This window comes from Oculatella sp. FACHB-28 (assembly GCF_014696015.1).
GTDB lineage: Bacteria > Cyanobacteriota > Cyanobacteriia > Elainellales > Elainellaceae > JAAUTN01.
In genome coordinates this window covers 180327-199041 of record NZ_JACJPJ010000090.1, presented here as the reverse complement: position 1 = coordinate 199041, position 18715 = coordinate 180327, and the positions used below count along the sequence as shown (strand labels likewise).

The following is an 18715-nucleotide window of genomic DNA, read 5'->3' as shown; positions in this document are numbered from 1 at the left end:
AATAGCGTGAGGCTTAGAACGAAACTACGAGGACGCTATCCTAGAATTCGGAAAAATTCACAAATTTTCCCGAAAAGCGGAATTTCAACTAGTGGAGAGGGGTTAGGAGCTAGGGGTTGAGGGACAGGGCAGGAGGTACGTCTTTATCCTTCATTTCCCATCCTTCGGATGAACTCTAGCGGTAGCCCGTCCGCATCTGCGATAAAAGTTACTTCATAGACGCGATCGCCAATCATTTGCTGCGTCGGTTTGAGCAAAACCTTCAAAGGCTGAACCTGCTCAGACTCCTGCGCTGCATCTGAAAATTTGGTTTGCAAGTTTTCTAACCACTGAGGCAAATCCTCAACCGTTTCGGTCAGGTCAAACGAAAGGTGATAGTAGCCTGTGTAATGCTCGTCCTCAAACGCATCTGCAGCAGGACGGGGACGAGGCACCTGCAATAGCTCAACACGACCATTCAACCCCTCCATCCAGCAAGCCAACGTAATACCTGCCGTGAACCGTTCGCAAACGGTGAAACCTAATAGTTCGTAGAAGGCGATCGCTTTATAAATATCAGCCGTGCGAATAGAAGCGTGGTGCATTCACTCAAACAAACGGAAATAGGGATACCTTACAGGCGCGCCAGGTTCTTTTTCCAGGTCAAAGTTGATCACATCCCAGCAGGGGTTTTCCTTAGGGTCAGGACTGAATTCTACGGGCAGACCATAGAGCCGTGGACGAGACGAGTCAGACTGCCCCCGCCAGGGAGCGCTGCGCTCCAGGTAGGTGCTAATCAAGTCTTGATAGCGTTGGGCGATGATTACTTTGGTGGCTCGGTAGCCCTGCGTGTAGAGGCGATCGAGCGCTTCGTGAATTTCAAAGCGGATGCCATCGGGGTGGGTGTGTTGCCGATACCATTCGTTGTTCCACTGTCGCCAGTGCCGTCCAGACTGAAGATGAACTAGCTCTGTCGTCTTAGGATCTGCCTCAAATGCGCCGTGTCGCTGACACAAGTAGGTATCGGTCAACGTCAATGCCGGAATCGTCTGTCTACAGTGAGGGCACTGAATTTCAGGTCCGAAGATTGGGTACTGTAGGGCCGGATTGATCATGAAATTGTAGGCAGCATGTTCGCTATGTACCAGTGCCAGTGGCCTTATTATAACTGGGGGGTTGCGCCCTCAATGCCCATTCTAGGGGCATTAGACTCAAAAGTTACTAATCCTTCTGCATGATATGACTTCATCGATACCCTTTTGGGCACCTCCTGATTTATCTCAAGCGGCTTTCGTTGCCCCCACTGCAACGGTTGTGGGGAATGTAGAGATAGCTGCTGGCGCAAGTATTTGGTTTGGGGCGGTGCTGCGTGGGGATGTGGAACGAATTGTGATTGGCAGATGCACAAATGTGCAGGATGGAGCCATTTTGCATAACGATCCGGGGCAACCGACGATTTTGCACGAATATGTGACGGTTGGACATCGGGCAGTGATTCATGGGGCTGAGATTGAGCAGGGCTGTTTGATTGGCATTGGAGCAATCTTGCTGAATGGGGTGCGAGTGGGAGCAGGTAGCATTATCGGGGCAGGTTCAGTAGTGACGAAGGATGTGCCGCCGCGATCGCTCGTCGTCGGGGTTCCTGCAAAAATCTTTCGCCCAGTTTCAGAGGAGGAAGCTGCCGATTTAATCGAACATGCCCAGAAATACGAGCAGCTAGCACTGGTCCACGCAGGCAAAGGAACGAATCTGGGATTCGTATTGCAAACAAATATGAAAAAAGAACTGGAAAATTGAGCCAATTCAGCGCAGAATAATGTTAAAGATGAGATTTGTTTATAAATCTTTAGGGGAGGATCTCGAACATGGATATTGACTGGCGCGTTCTAGTTGTTTTTTCTCCAGTTCTGCTAGCTGCTGGCTGGGCTGTTTTTAACATTGGGCAAGCGGCTCTCAAACAGTTTCAGGGCTTTTTTGATAAGCAGGCTTGAGCTTAACGCATCTGCCTTACGACGCTCTGTCGCAAGTAAAGCGATGTGTAACTCGTTCTGGAAGCCAAACTGGAAGCCAGAGCTTGTTGTGGAGTGGGCATCTTGCCTGCTTAATTGGACGGCAAGATATCCAATCTCACAAGAAGTTTGAAAAAGTTGCACGTTGCTTAGGTAAGTAGTTTAGGGGAGGGAGGTGATCCTGGCGATCGCCTCCCTCTTTTTTGAAGCTTCGCTCAGGCTGGCGATCGCCTCAATCCTAATCACCAAAATTAGAATGGAGGAAGCCCTCCATAACAAATAGTTTCAATTAAAAATGCGTACTCCAACCTGGTTAAGCGCAACCCTCGCCGCAACGATAGGGTTCGCTGCAATCCTCAGCCCTACTGCTCAGGCAGTCCAACTTTCAGATGGGAGAGTTTATTTTGAGCGCCCCCCCAGCCTGGTCGATTCAGGGACGACTCGAAATCGCGTTTCTGCCTATAACCCCACCTACTACTTCACGTTGGAAGTGCCCCAGGATGCGGGTGAGCCTCTAGGACGAATTGAAATTGCTCAACAAAATGCCAGCAACTTTGTCCGCAGGGTTGAATTTGAGCCGGAAGACAGCCGCGCCTTTGTTGGAACACGGGGCGATCGCGGCGAAGCCTTGACCTTGGGCAATGTAACAGCAGACGAGGAAAACCAAACAGTCTCCATTACCTTTGACCCGCCTGTGCCTCCTGGAACTGTAGTCACACTTGGTTTGAAGGTAGAAAGAAATCCTCGCAGTGAAGGCGTTTACCTATTTGGTGTAACGGCCTTTCCGTCAGGTGAGGCTGCCTATGGACAATTCCTGGGCTATGGACGATTCAACTTTTACGAAGCCGGTGGGTCATTGCCGTTTTCATGGCGTTAATTCATCTATAGCCAGGGAGGCAGGGCAAAGCTCTGCCTCCCTGGCTATAGAGCAATACCTCAGGCATCAATTGCCCCACCACAGGAACTTCCGGCTCCGGCAGTGCAACCAAAGCAGTGAGTTCCCGTGACAATTTCGCGCTGGGCTAAAAGCTTGGGGTCGAAATCGCGAATGTGGGGTCGTTGTCCGGGCAGCTGGCACTCTAAATCCAGCATTTGGTTAAAGTCGCAGTCAAACAGCCTGCCATCCCAGGAAACCGAGAGAGTATTGCGGCACATCAAACCTGCAACAGTCGCGGGGTTGTAAGCATTCACTAGCACTTCCATATAGCGCTGCAAATTGCCGGACTGCTCCAGCCATTCCAGGAAACGGGAGATTGGCATATTGTTGAGGGCAATCAAGCGATCGAACCGAACGCCGTGATTTTTCTCTAGTCCAGCTTTCCACTCCTGTTCCATCTTTGCCTGGTTGCCTGCCAAAAATGCCCCTGCAGGGTTAGACATCAAAGTCAGCCGTCGCTGTGGATCGCCATTGCCATAACCAACTGCATTGAGCCGCCGCAATGCTTCGATTGATTTCTCAAACGTGCCGTCTCCTCGCTGAGCATCTGTGTTGAACTTGCGGTAGTGCGGCAACGAGCAAATAATTTCAACGCCTCGCTCAGCAAACCATTCCGGCAAGTCCTGCATTCGGGGCAGAAGTAGCACCGTGAGGTTACAGCGATCGATAACGTGCTTACCACGGGCAACACATTCCTCAACCAGATAGCGAAAGTGAGGATTTAGCTCCGGTGCGCCGCCCGTAAGGTCAACGGTGTGAGCCTCAGTCTGGTCAAGCGCCCGCAGGCAAGCGTCTACCGTGGCTCGATCCATGTTTTCCTGGACTCGGTCTGGCCCAGCATCAACGTGGCAGTGGCGACAGGTCATGTTGCACAGCTTGCCGACGTTGATCTGAAAATTTTCCAGCCGAGCAGGACGAAATGTCTGAATTCCCTGACTAGCTAGCGTTTTTGCAAAATCTGCCTGATGCGGCGTATGAGATAGGTCAACGGCTGCTAACCGCTCGATCTGGTATTGAGGACTGGAGAGGGGCGATCGCCGCCGATACAGCGAAGTAGTCGGTTTAGCCCCCGCTTCTACGCCTTCCAACTCCTCTACTGATTCAGATTGCACCTCAACCATCAAAAACCGCTCCCACTTCAACTTCATCGAAATTCCCTGGAATTACGGTGACTAGCAAGCCCACCCTAGCCCCTAGTCCCCAGCCCTTAACCCTTACATCGCCACCTGCTTCACATGGTCAAGCATCTGTAACCCATGAATTAGAGATGCGCCGCCCCGAATTGCCGTAGCAACATGCACCGCCTCGGTCATTTGCTCCAAATCTGACCCCTGCTGCAAGCATTCCTTGCTGTAGGCGTCAATGCAGTAAGGACATTGCACCGTATGAGCAACCGCTAGGGCAATCAGCGCTTTCTCTCTAACAGACAAAGCCCCATCTGCAAAAACGGCACCATAGTAGGCAAAAAACTTTTCTGCTAGCTCTGGACTGCCTTCGCCGATTTGACCAAAGTGGGGCAGATGCTCCGGTTTGTAATATTGCTCCATTGTTTTGTTCTAAGCCGCTCAGGGTATTGGATAAATCCTTCTTTAGTGTAAGTCCCCTTCCCCATTGCCCTAAACTTAGCTCCAACGCTTAAGCATTCTTTCTATTACTGTTGAGCCACCCAAACTGCGACGGCCGTTCCCTGATAATCTTGATGGTCGGGGCGCAAAACAATCAGCAGCACATCAGAAATGCTAATAATTTCCTGTTGAGAGTTTGACTTGTTGATTAGATTAGGTGGATTTGCCATTGTTGTTTCAAGACTTTCAGCCTTTGGTGGCGATCGCCACCACCCCTGCTTCGGTTAAGCGACTGCGCCCAATTTGTCAGGCGACCAACACAGTCCTTTGGGTGCCAGATTCTCTGCAACATCTGGAAGCGGTACAGGTTTACAGCGGTTCCCTCAGCGCTCATTTAGAAACGTTGTGGTCACAGCATCGCAGCTTTGTTTTTGGTTTAGCGACAGGGGCAGTTGTACGTCTGATTGCGCCGCTATTGCAGCACAAATCGACTGATCCGGCTGTGGTCGTGGTTGACGAAACGGGCAAATTTGTCATTAGCCTGTGCAGTGGACATCAGGGTGGTGCCGATCGCCTCACCCGATTAATTGCTCTGCAAATCAGTGCAACGCCTGTGTTGACTGGTGCGGCAAACGGGGCTGGTTTACCTGGAATCGACGTATTAGGAATTCCCTGGGGCTGGCACCGGGGCGAGGGTAACTGGACAGGGGTAAGTGCAGCGATCGCCCGTCAGGAACCGATTCAAGTTATTCAGGAAGCTGGATCAACCCTGTGGCAGTCCCATTTGCCCGAACCTCATCCCTTCCAGTTTGGCTTCCCTGAACATACGGCTGAAGTAAAAGAAGACGTCCCCGCACCCAAAGCCAGGGTGTGGATCAGTCCCATTCAACGCAAATTTTCCTCAGAAGCCGATTTGCCCAAAGTGCAGTGGCATCCCCGCGTGCTGTGGGTGGGTATCGGCTGCGAACGAGGCACCTCTCGCCAACTGATCGAAACCGCGATTCAGCAAGTATTGCAAGCAAATCACTTGGCAGAAGGGGCGATCGCCGGAATTGCCACCATCGACCTGAAAGCCGATGAGGTAGGGTTAGTAGAACTTTGCCGCGATCGCCACTTCCCCCTCCGTTGCTTCACCGCCGAGCAACTTCGCACTGTCCAAGTCCCGACTCCTTCAGCCGTTGTTGAGGCAGAAGTGGGGACTCCGAGCGTAGCGGAAGCAGCGGCGGTTTTAGGGGCTAGCCCCTCTCTTTCCCCCTCTCTCCGCGTCTCCAAGCAAATTGTTCGCGCTGAAAACCAACCTGGAGCGGTGACGGTGGCGATCGCCCAGTCCGAGCAGGAATATATTGGGCGCACGGGAAAGCTCTGGCTAGTTGGTACAGGTCCAGGTCAGCTTGACCAAATCACTCCAGCGGCGCAAATGGCGATCGCTCAAGCAGACGTGGTGATTGGCTACACGCTCTATGTGGAATTGGTGTCGTCTTTGCTGCGACCAGGACAAATTATTGAAGCACTGCCGATTACGCAAGAGCGACAGCGGGCTAAGCGGGCGATCGCTTTAGCAGACTGGGGGTTGACGGTTGCAGTGATTTCGTCGGGCGACTGCGGCATCTATGGCATGGCAGGACTGGTGCTAGAGGAATTGCGATCGCTCTCTTGGGACGGCAAAACACCCGCCGTACAAGTTTTTCCAGGAATTACAGCCCTACAAGCAGCAGCTTCGCGAGTCGGCGCACCGCTCATGCATGACTTTTGTGCAATCAGTCTCAGTGATCTACTCACCCCCTGGGAAGTGATTGAACAGCGTTTGACGGCTGCGGCTCAGGCAGACTTTGTTACAGCACTTTACAATCCGCGATCGCAAACTCGTACAGAGCAAATTGCGATCGCTCAACAAATCTTCTTAAAACATCGAGACCCCGATACTCCCGTCGCCCTTATCCGTTCCGCGTACCGACAAGACGAACACATCACATTAACAACGCTCGCCCACTTCCTGGAAGCCTCCATCGATATGCTAACCACTGTTCTCATTGGCAATCAAAGCAGCCGCGTCTACGCCGACTGGATGATTACCCCACGGGGTTACTTGGGGTTTTCGCAGACAGAGATCTAACTGAGTGTAGATGTAGGAACGGGTCAAATTTGAGCCAATGGTCTAAGACCTATTTGTGCCTGTTGAAATGCAGATTCATTGCAGTTCACCAACTCAAATGGCTCTTACACTATCACTTCTGAAATTAACGAGGAGTTTATATGCGTTTGACTCGTTTTAACTTATCTGCATTGCGTCCAGTTCGTTTTCTGGTAATCGCTTTTGCTTGTGTTTTGATGATGTTTTCCTATGCTTATCCTGCCTACAGTAAGCCTTTAACATTAGATAGCTCAAGCCGACCTGACCAGGGCGAAGAGCCACTAAATGAAATTTACGGAGATTCAGAAGATGCCCTACGGGGAGGTGTGCTTTCCGGGGAAGCAACTCGTGAGAAAGCAAACGAGGGGATCAACGAAGTTCAGGGTTCAGCGAATCAGGAAAATATGTACACCCCTGAAAATGCGAACGCTGACACGGTAGAAGATAAACTCAAGCGGGGCTTAGAGAAGCTGACCAACCGCGACTAAGTAGATATTGACTAGTTCTACACAATCAGGCACCTAACTCAGCTAAGCAGGGTCGTACAAGCATTAAGCCCATTTACTGGTTATTTCTGCCCTAGCACATTAACCAGTAAGTCTATTTAGCTTAAGCATGGTGCGATCGCTGCTTTAACGAAATTAGTCTTACCAGTTTCCTCACATTAGACTACGTCTACTCTTACTAAACAAGGGGCTTTAGTCCCCTTGTTTTATTTTTTGTTTAAGAAATTGCATATATTGCCACATATATAAATAGCAGCTAACAATATTTCTCCAAAAAGAACTGTAGACGGAAGGGCACCCCCGCAGAGTGAGGTGCCCTTCCATCTACGGTTCTAGTTTTTGGAATTGGTATAACAGAGCATACAAATTATTGTCAGAGTCTCTCTAGAGTCAGAGAAAATTAAACCGAAAACAAGATATGAATGTGACCTTTGCTAGAGGGAACAGCCGCTCTTATATTCGTAACCTTTATCAGGTAACCAGAAAAGTTGTTCTTCCTGCACTGAAAAAGTAGCAGGAAAACTGTAAAGCAGCTTCATCTGTCAACAAGGCTACTAGCTAACGGTTAGTGGCTCGATTGTCAGTTGAAGTAATTGACTAAAGCAATAGACATTCTGAGTCGAGCAAGCGACCGCTTCTTTATCTCATGAAAACCTTGTGAAAAGAAGCATTATGCCCTTTGTTTGATCCACTCAGTGTGTCGTTAGCGCGATAAGGAGCATTTCGTGAATAGACTATTTTCAATTTTCAAAAAGTTAAGGTTGCGGCAGATTGTATCCGTTCTCATTGTGGGAGCAGCGTTATTTTTGACTACCGCCTGCAACACTGGCAATATGCAAGGTGCGCGTCCCCAAAATCCTCCAGTTCAACTAGGCGGAAACAACAACCCTCATAAGGGTGGCGGAGACGGCTATACAAACTATCGCATGAGTAACGATCCCGCAGTTAATCAGAAAAACAGACAGGGCGATCGCGCCAGCTTGCCTTTTAGCTTTGATCAGCTTCTAGCAAGCAACGGCGTTGGAAGCAACGCTTCTGATTTGCTGTACCCCGGTGCAGGTGCAACAGAAACTAAGAGTCCTGATATTGGGCCAGTAGATTCAGACATTTTGAAAAGAGACGCTCAGCAGGTGCCCGCTCGTCGTCAGCTCAGCATCGATCGCAGTGATCCAAACGCAAAGATTTTAGAAAGAACGGAAGAAGCATTTAAGGATGCTTCTGAGTTTCTAACTGACATGGGTGAATCTGCAACTGAACATCCTGAAATGCAGCGCAACCCTGCTTTTAATCGATAAATCCGACCAATAAGCTGATCGATAAGCCCGAATTTACAAGTTCGATGACTATCAATTCAAACAATTCAAATTGAAGTTCGAATTGTTTGAATCAAAATTCAAATCCCCAAACCAAATATGAACGGAGCAATTTTCATGAATAAAGCATTTTCTTGGCTAAAGCGTAACCAATTGGTGCGAGCTTTAGTCGTAGTCTTAGCAGGTGTTTCTATGCTGTTAAGCACAGCTTGCAGCAGTGGCCCCAACACACCCAAGGTATCTGGTGAAGGTTCCTACACCGGCAATGCTCCTCAAATGGAGATTTACAAACGAGTTCAGCCCAATGAAGGCGGCATGAACGAGTACAGTAACGTTGATCCCCGTGCTAACACCACCCGAGCTGATGCAAAAGCTAAAGGTCTGGTCGATAATGCAGAGCGCAACATTCAGCGCGGATTTGATGACGTTAGAGAAGCTCCTGAGGTGCTGGGTGGATACGTCAAAGAGGGAGGCCGTAACCTTGGCGAACAGGCTAGACAAACGACCAATGAGCTTCAACAAGGTGCTAGAGAAGGCAGCCGCAACCTGCGTCGCAATGCTGCTGAAGCCCGTGAAGGGGCAGGCAATGTTGTTCAAGATGCAAAAAGTAGAACCGATGAAGCTGTTAGAGGTACGCAGCGTGCATTGGATGATGCTTCTAACAAGCTCGACAGTCGTGCATAGATAGCAGCTTAGGTTGCGATCGCGGGCATTGTTTCTGCCTGTAGACTTAAGCGTAGGGACATTGTCCCTACGCTTACTTTAATTTGTCGGAGGAGCCTAAAATGATTAGCCCTTTTTTGCTCAGCCGCGTATTGCTGCAATTTGAAGATGACTCCAGCAACTTGCTGGGGCAGATGTCAGCCGTTGCCTTCACACCCGATGGTAGTCTTTGGGTCGGTTCTGATGAACTGACAACGATTGAGCGGTTGTTTCCCATTGATCACCATGTGTTTGGTAAGCATCAGTCAGTGGCGATCAGTAATTTTGTTGACCTATTTGACCAGGATAGTGAGATCGATATTGAAGGCTTAGACTATAGTGAACCCTACCTTTGGTTCACAGGTTCCCACAGCACCAAGCGAAAGAAAGCGAAAGGAAAAAATCTTGAAAAAGATATCCGCAAACTATCAAAAGTTAAAACTGAACTAAACCGTTATTTGATTGCTCGCATTCCGTTTTCAGAAGGAGAGCTACACAAATCTTGTCCTCACCCAACTAATTCTAAGAAAACCTATACAGCTGCCTGTCTTCAAAAAACAGATGATGGCAATATCCTAACTGAAGCGTTGAAAGAAGACAGCCATTTAGGACCATTCTTCTCACCCTGTATCCCTTCAAAAGAAAACGGGTTTGACATTGAAGGATTAGCAGTTCATGGACACAAAATCTTTTTAGGATTAAGAGGCCCCGTTCTGCAACAATGGGCAATCATCTTAGAAATAGAAGTTGAGGAAACAGAACCAGGAATCCTTACTTTGAAAAAAATTGGTAAAGATAAGCAGCTTTATAAGAAACACTTTATCAATCTCAAGGGGTTAGGCATTCGAGAGCTGTGCTTTCAGGGCAAAGACTTACTAATCTTGGCAGGCCCAACAATGAGCATTGAAGGAGCGATGCGAGTCTATCGCCTCAAACACGCATTGAACCATTCCAGCGATAGCCTATCAAGCTTAGACACAGGAGAGCTAGAGGTAGAGTTTGATCTTCCTTTTACCCTGGAAACCGATCATGCTGAAGGTCTGTCACTTCTCCCCTGTTTTAGTCAGTCTAACGGGCTGTTAATTGTTTATGACTCACCTGACCCTAGGAGAAAAGCTACTTCAGATTCTATCTTTGTTGATATTTTTAGGCTGAAGAAACAGTAGCTGCGCAGGTTAATAGAGTTAATTAGGGACAATCTCGATTCTCTTCTTCTCCATTCGGCATAACGGTGTGACAAAGAATGGCTTGCCTGAGGGAGTTCTTGCTAACATCTGCACCGCGTAAGTTAGCGTAATTTAGATTAGTACCTTTGAGGTTAATGTTATCCATATTTGCATTGATCAAAACAGTGCGAGTCAGATTTGCATTACTTAAATCTGCATCAGTCAAGCTAGCTTCCTCTAGAATAGAAGCCCTCATATCAATATTCGTTAGGATTGCTCGCTCTAGTTCTGCACCTTTCAGGTTTGAGTACCTCAAATTTGCATCTCTTAGAGAAATTTGGTTCAGAATTGCTCGAATCAAGATGGTGTTATTGAGATCTGCCCTATCTGCTTGTGCATTCTCCAGAAAAGCGCTTTCCATTCGAGCAGCCTCAAGACTAGCATCTGTTAAATTTGCTTGTTGCAAGTTTGCGCCTCTTAAATTTGCGCCTCTCAGGTTTGCTTCTGACAGGTTAGTTGCTTTTAATACGGCCGCTGAGAGATTAGCTCGTATCAGCGCTGCACGACTCAAATTAGCCCTACTCAAATTTGTTTCGGAAAGGGCCGCTTGTCGCAGATTTGCTTCTTCTAAACTTGCTCTAGCTAAAACAGAATCCTGCAGATTTGCCTCAGTTAAATTAGCTCTATCTAAATCGATATTAGGTAAGTTGACTGCAATTAATTCAACTCTGCTGAAGTCCATGCCTTCCAAGTCAATCAAGGCTTGATTACGAGCAATTAAATTGGCTTCAGCCAAAAACTGTAGAAGTCGTCCTTTGCTTTGACCACTAAGCTGATGCAAGGTTGCGATCGCTCTAGCTCTAGCTAAGTTTTGAGCGTTCTTTGCGGTTACTGCGTTCTGCTCTGCTGATGTAAATAAATTTGTAATTTGGTCAAAATACGCAGCTAAAACTGATTGTTCTCGTCTGAGATTAACCTGGTGATTGGCGTAGGATATAGTGCCAATCAGAAGTAGAAAAAGGAGCAATAATTGCACAAATCGATTTCTGTCATACTTCAAATCTAATTTGCGCCAAATTTCCATAAACCAATTTCGAGCTTTCATTGAGGTTTGAAGGGCTGGCTTAAGTGCCTGCAAAGGTTGTAACAATTCGATTGGTCAGGATAGGATATAGCTCAAATAAGATCATGCCTAACACAAATAAATTAAATAAATGGAACCATGAAAAGTGCTTGCCTGCTAATTGAATCTGAGGACGTTCTGAGGCGTTAGCATTAATGGCTGCAGTGAGGCAAAACATTAAAGGTAAGAAAAGTGCCAGGGTAAATCGATTGCCGCTAGCAATGGGAATATACCAAGCATAGAGCAATGTGTAAGCAGTGAAGTAGCTAAAGTAAAAGAAGAGAAGAAATACTTGGCTTTTAGTGATTTTTAGGCTGCGGAGATTTGCCAGAGTGGTAAGTAGGGCGATCGCCAAATAAATGACTAAATACTTAAAGTATCCGTAGGAATCCTTAGCAACTACTATAACTTTATTCAAACCGTCAAAAAGCCGTTCAAAAATGTCTGAAGCGGTATGTTCCTGTAAATACTTTTCTAGACTAGGAATTTGCTCAGGTGGCATTTCGGGCCAACCTTTTCCATCTCCATAAGCTCTGGTTCCCCGCTTTGCCTCATTCCAAGAATCGTACCAAATATAAAAAGTCGAATTGACGTTATAAAAGTAATGTCCAAAAACTCTTTGGCTGGTGCTGATATAAGGATAAATAGTCAGTAAAAAACAAAAAATTACTAAGGCAAGACTGAGAATACGTAGCAGGAAGTTATTTTTGACCTCAGTAAAGCTAAAAGTTTTATTTCTTAAATTGCTATAAAACAAATAAATAGATTGCGCTAGAAAAGCCAATACAAATAATGCCAGTCCGGGTAAAATCGAAGCTTTGGTAAGGTGGGTAATGCCCATTAAAACTCCGGTTGCTATTCCCAATTTCCAGCTTGGCTTCTTTAGCATCCAAGCCATAAGTAGGAATCCGCAAAAGCTAAGAAAATAAAACAAAATTTCAGCCTGAAAGTAGGCTGCTCTAAACAGAAATACTGTGAAAGCGGTGATCAACAGCAAATTTATTGCTTGTAAGGGTGAAAAAAATCTCTGAAAGATCAGAAAAAGGCACGGCAGAATTGCAACAGACAGGGCAATATTGAAATATTTACCACGGGTAAAAGCTTCGTTTTCTGTGAGGTTGGGGTCGTAAACAAGTGACTGCAAAAAAGGGTAGACTGGCATTCGATTGCGTCCACCTACAAAGTTATAGTTGGTTTCATATAGACTTCGGGTATAGCTTAAATAAGCCTCCTGATCGACACGCGTAATGTCTAAATTGATTCGCCTTGAATGCTCTACTGCACTGTAGATATAGAGTACTAGAAGCAATAGCGTCAGACCCACAATGCAAATTCTTTTAAGTGAGTCGATGGGCTGTGATTTCATCTTAGTTTTCTTAAATTGATGCCTGACTGTGTTGCTGCTAATAAAAGACAATCACCACTATTAAAGAAGCTAACGAAATAAATTGTATTTAAGAATGCAGTAGATTGCCCGAAAGCCATCCCGCCAGCCAATTTTCTTACCGTCTTTATACATCCGACCATAGTAAGAAATTCCCACTTCGTAAATTCGGCATCCTTTTTTGGCAATTTTTGCTGTAATCTCAGGCTCAAATCCAAACCGATCTTCTTCAATTTTCACAGATTGAATGATTTCACGGCGAAAAGCCTTGTAACACGTTTCCATATCGGTCAGGTTGATATTGGTAAACATGTTGGACAGCGTGGTCAAAAATTTGTTGCCGACCATATGCCAATAGTAGAGAACCCGGTGAGGACCGCCTCCAGCGAAACGAGAGCCATACACCACATCTGCTTTATCTTCCAGAATAGGATTGATCAGCAGAGGATATTCTTGAGGATCGTACTCTAAGTCTGCATCTTGAATGATAACGATATCCCCTGTTGCCACGCTAAATCCGCTGCGTAATGCAGCCCCTTTGCCAAAGTTTGCTGGGTGGTAGATAACTTTATTGATCTGGGATTCAATTTCAGAAATCAACAGTTCTCTCGTGCCATCAGTTGAATAATCATCAACGATAATGATTTCGCAGTTTTGTATGGGAGATGCTTTGACTGCTTTAACAACCGTTTGAATTGTTTTTACTTCGTTAAAGCAAGGAATAACAACACTGAGTTTCATGGATTTGAACAGAGCTTGCTGATGGTTTTAATGGATTTTGATGACATCAAATAGAATTTATTTGGAACTATTTTTCGAGAAAAATGTTTGATGATTTGGTCACTTTTTGAATTGTGCTAGCGCTTAGAAAATATACTCCCAAACGGTCAGATTATCAATTGCTGAAGTTCAAAGCTCTGGCTACATCCGGGCGCGAAGCAGGTAACATATCGTAGGGGTAGGATGCTGTTAGCTACTCCTGAGTCCTTTTCCGGTAGCTTCACGGTTGGAAGGCTGAGGATAAGGACATTTCGTTCCTGAATTAGGTGCCCTCTCCTCATTTCCTCTCAATGGAGTTTTAGATCGTGACTAAGAAAAGAAAGTCTACCCTGCTGCTGTTGTCGGGAGCAGCGATCGCCCTGGTTGCAGGAGGAATTGGTGCCTACTGGCTATTAGCTCGTCGCTTACCTGCGGGAGGGCTACCCGTGGGCATGGATGTGTTGCCACAAACTGCCTTAATGACGCTTTCCTTTTCCACAGATGAATCGCAGTGGCGCACCCTGCGACAGTTTGGCACGGACGAAACTCAGACTTCGCTCAACCAAACTCTGGCAGACCTGCGCGATCGCCTGCTAACCGCTAACGGTTACGACTATGAGCGCGACATTCAACCCTGGGTAGGAGACGAAATCACCGTCGCATTTTTGTCAGCGCAAAGTCCGGTCGCTGAGGGGGAGGAGTCGGAGGAGTCGGAGGAGTCGGAGGAATCGGAGCCGCCAATTCTACAGCCCCAGGAAGATCCTCAAACTGCTGTAATGATTCTACCGATCGAAGATCCGGCGCGGGCTCAGCAAATTCTCACGGAACCCAAATCTGAACAAGGCGCAACCCTGAGTGAACGGGATTATCAGGGTGTGCAGATTCGGGAGTTTGAGAGCGCAGGTGAAACCTATTCTGCTGCTGTATTAGACAATCGGCTACTGGTGATTACCACAGCAGGTGACGCAATCGAGCAGGTGATCGACACCTCAAAGGGAGGAGCCTCTGTCGCTCAGACTCCTGGATTTAACCAGGCGTTGCGGCAGATTGTAGCCCCGCAGCCGTTTGCACGGATTTATGTGAATGCACCCGCTGCCAGGGCGATCGCCTCTGCGGGTTCACCGCAGGCATTGCCACCTCAAAACCTGACCCCGCTACAAAACAATCGGGGTATTGCCGCAACCGTCACCCTTGAGTCAGAAGGACTGCGCTTTCAGGGAGTTGCCTGGTTAGATCCAGACAGTGAGACGGTCTACGAGGTGAAAAATGGAGACGACAAGTTACCGGACTTGCTCCCAGCAGAAACGCTGCTGATGGCATCAGGCGGAAATTTGCAGCGGTTTTGGCAAGACTACAGCCAGCGGGCTGAGATGAATCCAATTAGCCCCCTCAGTCCAGAAAATCTGCGGACAGGGTTAAACAATCTGACCGGGTTAGATCTGGAAGAAGACTTAATTTCCTGGATGGGGGGAGAATTTTCTCTGTCCGTGATAGAAATACCAAATAGCACAGAACCGCCCGCTGAGCCCGGAACCGTGGGGACTAGAGCAGGGGTGCTAATCATGGTGAAAGCGAGCGATCGCGCTGCTGCCGATGCAACGCTAGCCGAACTTGACGAAGTAGTAGGCGATCGCTATCGTTTTCAAGTCCAGGAAACAGACATTGAGGGACAGCCCGTGGTGCAGTGGACTTCTCCCCTGAGCGGGTTGACCATTACCCGTGGTTGGCTCGAAGCAGATGTGGCATTTCTGGCGTTTGGAGCAAATTTGGCTCAGACCATCTTGCCGCAGCCAGACGCTTCCCTAGTCGCGAGCCAACCCTTTGAGCAATCGGTTGACCTGGAGTTTGATCCCAACAACGGACACTTTTTTGTGAATGTCGATCGCCTGCTTAGCGAAGATAGCCCGGTTCCCGTGCCCAATTTGCCCCCAGCCAACGAAGCGTTTATTCAAGCAATTCGGGCGATCGGCGTGACTGCTGCAATTCAAGATCGACACAGTACCCGCTATGATGTCCGTGTTCTACTGGACAAGACAGACCGCCCAAGTGAATTGCCTGCCCCATCTGTTCCGCCAGCTTCCCCCAGTCCCGAAAGCCCTTAAACAATTCAAACCCCTTAACCCAATACCCCATACTCTCCTGGCATGAGCAGCCCCACTGCAACCCTATTAATTTCCTGTCCTGATCAAAAAGGACTGGTGGCAAAAATTGCAAACTTCATTTATTCCAACGGTGGCAATATCATTCATGCTGACCAGCACACCGATTTTGCAGCGGGGCTGTTTCTGACGCGGATCGAGTGGCAGCTAGAAGGGTTTAATTTGCCGCGTGACCTGATCGGTCCAGCATTTAACGCGATCGCCCAACCGTTACAAGCAAACTGGCAACTTCAGTTTTCCGATGCCGTTCCCCGGATTGCGATTTGGGTCAGCCGCCAAGATCATTGCCTGTATGACCTGATTTGGCGACAGCGATCAGGAGAACTAACAGCCGAAATTCCGCTGGTGATGAGCAACCACCCGCAGATGGAGGCGATCGCCCAGCAATTTGATATCGACTATCACCACATTCCGATTACCAAAGAAACCAAAATCGAGCAAGAAGCCCGCCAGCTAGAACTATTGCGCCAATACCGAATTGACCTCGTGGTGCTGGCAAAATATATGCAAATTCTTAGCCCAGACTTCATTGCTCAATTTCCCAAAGTAATTAACATTCACCATTCCTTTTTGCCTGCCTTTGCTGGAGCAAATCCTTATCAAAGAGCTTACGAACGCGGAGTCAAAATTATCGGAGCCACCGCCCACTACGTCACCCAAGATTTAGACGAAGGACCAATCATTGAGCAAGATGTTGTCCAAGTCAGCCACCGTGACGAAGTCACCGACCTGATTCGCAAAGGCAAAGACCTGGAACGAATCGTCCTCGCCAGAGCCGTCCGACTCCACCTGCAAAACCGCGTCCTCGTCTACGGCAACCGCACTGTCGTCTTCGCCTAATCCCCAACCCTTAATCCCCGATCCCTTTCATGCCAACTAAACCCATCCGCGTCTGCATCATCCTTGGAACTCGCCCGGAAGCGATCAAGCTTGCCCCGGTAATTCAGCAGTTTCGGCGATCGCCCGCCTTTGACACCCAGGTCGTCCTTACCGGACAGCACAAAGAAATGGTGCAGCAGGTGATGCAGTTGTTTGACCTGACTGCCGATCACGATCTAGACATCATGCAGCATCAGCAAACGCTTACCGATATCACCTGTCGCAGTTTGCGCGGACTAGAAACTTTGTTTCAGCAGATTCAACCTCAGATCGTGTTGGTGCAGGGCGATACGACGACAGCCTTTGCAGCGGCGATCGCCGCCTTCTACCAAAAAATTCCAGTAGGGCACGTCGAAGCCGGACTGCGTACCGATGATCTATACAACCCATACCCAGAGGAAGCAAACCGTCGCCTGATTTCTCAGGTAACCCAGCTTCACTTTGCGCCGACTACGCTCTCGGTCGAGCACCTGAAACGCTCTGGTGTGGTGGGTGACATTCACCATACAGGCAACACCGTAATCGATGCGCTGCTGACAATGGCAGAACGACAGCCCGCCTGCCCCATTCCCAACCTTGACTGGAGTCAATACCGGACGCTGCTTGCAACCGTACATCGGCGCGAAAACTGGGGCGAACCACTCAAAGACATTGCTCAGAGCTTTTTGCAAATCCTAGATAAATTCCCCGATACAGCATTGCTCTTGCCCTTGCATCGCAACCCAACCGTGCGAGAGCCGCTACAGGCAATGCTAGGCGACCACCCCAGAGTGTTCCTCACCGAACCGCTTGACTATGCTGAACTGGTCGGAGCAATTCAGCGCTGCTATCTGCTGCTGACTGACTCTGGTGGACTGCAAGAGGAAGCGCCCAGCCTTGGTAAGCCCGTACTGGTGCTGCGGGAGACGACTGAAAGACCAGAGGCGATCGCCGCTGGCACTGCCCAACTTGTCGGCACCGATCCCCAGCAAGTCGTCACTACTGCTATGAAACTGCTCAGCGATTCCGATGCCTACCAAACGATGGCAACCGCTGTAAACCCCTTCGGAGACGGTCACGCAGCAGAGCGAATTTTAGACATTGTAGAAAACTACTTTGCCAAGCAAATAAAAAAGCCTGCACGAACAGGCTTTGACTAATAAGAATTAGAAACAGAAGTAGGGCAATTAGCCAGCTTAGGTACTTAAAGTTAGCTAACTGCCCATGACTAGTTATTCCGCTTCTGCCAGCTTTACTTTGGTTGCCAAACCAATTGCTTGTAAAAACCGGATCGTCATCCAGGTCATGTCAATTTCCCACCACTTCAAGCCATGACGGGCAGAGTATTGAAAAGCGTGGTGGTTGTTGTGCCAGCCTTCACCGTAGGTAAGTAGAGCGACCCACCAGCAGTTGGTAGAGCGATCGCCCGACTCATAGGTTCGATAGCCAAACTTATGAGTTGCACTATTTACAAACCAGGTGCAGTGATAGACCACAACCAGCCGCAAGAAGACTCCCCAAACGACAAAAGGCCAGCCTCCAATCAAGTAAAGAATCGCACCAAAAACGATCTGAATCGGCAGAAAATACTTATCTAAAAACTGGTAAACCGGATCATCAGCGATATCTTTTGTATATCGAGCAACTTCTTGTTTTGCGGGTATTTCATGCAGCATCCAGCTCATGTGGCTCCACCAAAACCCTTTACTAGAATTGTGGTGATCCAATTCCTGGTCAGAGTGAATGTGGTGGTGGCGATGCAACCCAATCCATTCAATTGGGCCACCTTCAAGCGATAAGCTACCAAAAAAAACCAGCAAATACTCTAGCCATTTAGGAGTCTGGAAGCTGCGGTGTGTCACCAAGCGGTGCCATCCCAGCGTGATTCCTAAACCGCCGGTAACCCAGTGCAAAAACACTGCAAGACCGACAGCAGACCAGCTAAAGTTGCTGGGAAGGAAGGCAAACAGCGCTCCAAAGTGAATCACTGCCATAAAAAAGACAACGGGCCAGGTAATACGAGGTTCGGTTGATGTTGCAATAGTCATGCAGTAATCTCAGTATGAATTTTGCAGCCCAATCTGCGCGACAATAATTTCCGTGAGCCTTGGGAAAGCAAGTGCT

General features: G+C 48.1%; 19 protein-coding genes and 1 pseudogene. 11 read left to right on the top strand and 9 right to left on the bottom strand.

What is annotated here, in order from left to right; genetic code table 11:
* Window positions 1–143: 143 nt before the first annotated feature.
* A complete protein-coding gene (locus H6F88_RS24055) occupies window positions 144–584 on the bottom strand; it encodes a VOC family protein (RefSeq protein WP_190645258.1) in 441 nt (146 codons plus the stop codon).
* A complete protein-coding gene (locus tag H6F88_RS24050) occupies window positions 585–1094 on the bottom strand; it encodes a TIGR02652 family protein (RefSeq protein ID WP_190645257.1) in 510 nt (169 codons plus the stop codon).
* 124 nt (window positions 1095–1218) lie between these two features.
* On the opposite strand from H6F88_RS24050, the gene H6F88_RS24045 reads away from it, so the two are divergent.
* From H6F88_RS24045 to H6F88_RS24035, 3 genes are all read left to right on the top strand, one after another.
* Window positions 1219–1776: a gamma carbonic anhydrase family protein gene (locus tag H6F88_RS24045; protein WP_190645256.1), complete on the top strand. Its 558-nt coding sequence runs from the start codon at window positions 1219–1221 to the stop codon at window positions 1774–1776.
* A gap of 74 nt (window positions 1777–1850) precedes the next feature.
* Window positions 1851–1970: a photosystem II protein Y gene (locus tag H6F88_RS24040; protein WP_190645290.1), complete on the top strand. Its 120-nt coding sequence runs from the start codon at window positions 1851–1853 to the stop codon at window positions 1968–1970.
* Window positions 1971–2283: 313 nt separating this feature from the next.
* Window positions 2284–2865, top strand: a complete 582-nt coding sequence (locus H6F88_RS24035) for a DUF2808 domain-containing protein (RefSeq protein WP_190645255.1) — start codon at window positions 2284–2286, stop codon at window positions 2863–2865.
* 59 nt (window positions 2866–2924) lie between these two features.
* On the opposite strand, the gene arsS is transcribed toward H6F88_RS24035, so the two are convergent.
* The 3 genes and pseudogenes from arsS to H6F88_RS34625 all read right to left on the bottom strand — a co-directional run.
* Window positions 2925–4073, bottom strand: coding sequence for an arsenosugar biosynthesis radical SAM (seleno)protein ArsS (gene arsS / locus H6F88_RS24030; protein ID WP_242050687.1), 1149 nt, complete (start codon window positions 4071–4073; stop codon window positions 2925–2927).
* A 66-nt stretch (window positions 4074–4139) separates the two neighbouring features.
* Window positions 4140–4472: an arsenosugar biosynthesis-associated peroxidase-like protein gene (locus H6F88_RS24025; protein ID WP_190645254.1), complete on the bottom strand. Its 333-nt coding sequence runs from the start codon at window positions 4470–4472 to the stop codon at window positions 4140–4142.
* Window positions 4473–4579: 107 nt separating this feature from the next.
* A pseudogene (locus tag H6F88_RS34625) lies at window positions 4580–4669 on the bottom strand (MinD/ParA family protein); the annotation flags it as partial.
* Between the two features lie 44 nt (window positions 4670–4713).
* Between H6F88_RS34625 and cobJ the strand changes: the two are divergent.
* The 5 genes from cobJ (at window position 4714) to H6F88_RS23995 (ending at window position 10308) form a co-directional block, all read left to right on the top strand.
* Window positions 4714–6603 carry a precorrin-3B C(17)-methyltransferase gene (cobJ, locus tag H6F88_RS24015; RefSeq protein ID WP_190645288.1) on the top strand — a complete coding sequence of 630 codons (1890 nt, stop codon included), beginning with the start codon at window positions 4714–4716 and terminating at the stop codon, window positions 6601–6603.
* Between the two features lie 140 nt (window positions 6604–6743).
* The gene (locus H6F88_RS24010; RefSeq protein WP_190645253.1) at window positions 6744–7109 is read left to right on the top strand and encodes a YtxH domain-containing protein; all 366 of its coding nucleotides are present in this window, start codon (window positions 6744–6746) and stop codon (window positions 7107–7109) included.
* Between the two features lie 743 nt (window positions 7110–7852).
* The gene (locus H6F88_RS24005) at window positions 7853–8422 is read left to right on the top strand and encodes a DUF6658 family protein (protein ID WP_190645252.1); all 570 of its coding nucleotides are present in this window, start codon (window positions 7853–7855) and stop codon (window positions 8420–8422) included.
* A 135-nt stretch (window positions 8423–8557) separates the two neighbouring features.
* The gene (locus H6F88_RS24000) at window positions 8558–9124 is read left to right on the top strand and encodes a hypothetical protein (RefSeq protein ID WP_190645251.1); all 567 of its coding nucleotides are present in this window, start codon (window positions 8558–8560) and stop codon (window positions 9122–9124) included.
* Window positions 9125–9225: 101 nt separating this feature from the next.
* A complete protein-coding gene (locus H6F88_RS23995; protein WP_190645250.1) occupies window positions 9226–10308 on the top strand; it encodes a DUF3616 domain-containing protein in 1083 nt (360 codons plus the stop codon).
* Between the two features lie 22 nt (window positions 10309–10330).
* On the opposite strand, the gene H6F88_RS23990 is transcribed toward H6F88_RS23995, so the two are convergent.
* The 3 genes from H6F88_RS23990 to H6F88_RS23980 are packed head-to-tail and all read right to left on the bottom strand — an operon-like array spanning window position 10331 to window position 13556.
* Window positions 10331–11413: a pentapeptide repeat-containing protein gene (locus H6F88_RS23990; RefSeq protein ID WP_190645249.1), complete on the bottom strand. Its 1083-nt coding sequence runs from the start codon at window positions 11411–11413 to the stop codon at window positions 10331–10333.
* Between the two features lie 19 nt (window positions 11414–11432).
* Window positions 11433–12848, bottom strand: a complete 1416-nt coding sequence (locus tag H6F88_RS23985) for a hypothetical protein (protein ID WP_190645248.1) — start codon at window positions 12846–12848, stop codon at window positions 11433–11435.
* 18 nt (window positions 12849–12866) lie between these two features.
* Entirely contained in the window at window positions 12867–13556 is a 690-nt protein-coding gene (locus H6F88_RS23980; protein WP_190645247.1) for a glycosyltransferase family 2 protein, read from the bottom strand.
* Window positions 13557–13900: 344 nt separating this feature from the next.
* Between H6F88_RS23980 and H6F88_RS23975 the strand changes: the two genes are divergently transcribed.
* From H6F88_RS23975 to wecB, 3 genes are read left to right on the top strand one after another with little or no spacing between them, the layout of a single operon-like run.
* Window positions 13901–15676 (top strand): DUF3352 domain-containing protein, encoded by a 1776-nt coding sequence (locus tag H6F88_RS23975; RefSeq protein WP_190645246.1) that lies wholly within the window; start codon window positions 13901–13903, stop codon window positions 15674–15676.
* 42 nt (window positions 15677–15718) lie between these two features.
* Window positions 15719–16573, top strand: coding sequence for a formyltetrahydrofolate deformylase (purU, locus tag H6F88_RS23970; RefSeq protein WP_190645245.1), 855 nt, complete (start codon window positions 15719–15721; stop codon window positions 16571–16573).
* Window positions 16574–16602: 29 nt separating this feature from the next.
* Window positions 16603–17751, top strand: coding sequence for a UDP-N-acetylglucosamine 2-epimerase (non-hydrolyzing) (wecB, locus tag H6F88_RS23965; protein ID WP_190645244.1), 1149 nt, complete (start codon window positions 16603–16605; stop codon window positions 17749–17751).
* Window positions 17752–17823: 72 nt separating this feature from the next.
* Here wecB and H6F88_RS23960 read toward each other — a convergent pair whose 3' ends face one another.
* A complete protein-coding gene (locus H6F88_RS23960) occupies window positions 17824–18639 on the bottom strand; it encodes an acyl-CoA desaturase (RefSeq protein WP_190645243.1) in 816 nt (271 codons plus the stop codon).
* Between the last annotated feature and the right edge of the window lie 76 nt (window positions 18640–18715).

Coding starts and splice junctions, on each gene's coding strand:
- H6F88_RS24010 (WP_190645253.1), top strand. CDS start 6,744: ATGCGTTTGACTCGTTTTAACTTATCTGCATTGCGTCCAGTTCGTTTT.
- H6F88_RS24035 (WP_190645255.1), top strand. CDS start 2,284: ATGCGTACTCCAACCTGGTTAAGCGCAACCCTCGCCGCAACGATAGGG.
- arsS (WP_242050687.1), bottom strand. CDS start 4,073: ATGAAGTTGAAGTGGGAGCGGTTTTTGATGGTTGAGGTGCAATCTGAA.
- wecB (WP_190645244.1), top strand. CDS start 16,603: ATGCCAACTAAACCCATCCGCGTCTGCATCATCCTTGGAACTCGCCCG.
- H6F88_RS24000 (WP_190645251.1), top strand. CDS start 8,558: ATGAATAAAGCATTTTCTTGGCTAAAGCGTAACCAATTGGTGCGAGCT.
- H6F88_RS23960 (WP_190645243.1), bottom strand. CDS start 18,639: ATGACTATTGCAACATCAACCGAACCTCGTATTACCTGGCCCGTTGTC.
- purU (WP_190645245.1), top strand. CDS start 15,719: ATGAGCAGCCCCACTGCAACCCTATTAATTTCCTGTCCTGATCAAAAA.
- H6F88_RS24045 (WP_190645256.1), top strand. CDS start 1,219: ATGACTTCATCGATACCCTTTTGGGCACCTCCTGATTTATCTCAAGCG.
- H6F88_RS24050 (WP_190645257.1), bottom strand. CDS start 1,094: ATGATCAATCCGGCCCTACAGTACCCAATCTTCGGACCTGAAATTCAG.
- H6F88_RS23980 (WP_190645247.1), bottom strand. CDS start 13,556: ATGAAACTCAGTGTTGTTATTCCTTGCTTTAACGAAGTAAAAACAATT.
- H6F88_RS24025 (WP_190645254.1), bottom strand. CDS start 4,472: ATGGAGCAATATTACAAACCGGAGCATCTGCCCCACTTTGGTCAAATC.
- H6F88_RS23995 (WP_190645250.1), top strand. CDS start 9,226: ATGATTAGCCCTTTTTTGCTCAGCCGCGTATTGCTGCAATTTGAAGAT.
- H6F88_RS23990 (WP_190645249.1), bottom strand. CDS start 11,413: ATGAAAGCTCGAAATTGGTTTATGGAAATTTGGCGCAAATTAGATTTG.
- H6F88_RS24055 (WP_190645258.1), bottom strand. CDS start 584: ATGCACCACGCTTCTATTCGCACGGCTGATATTTATAAAGCGATCGCC.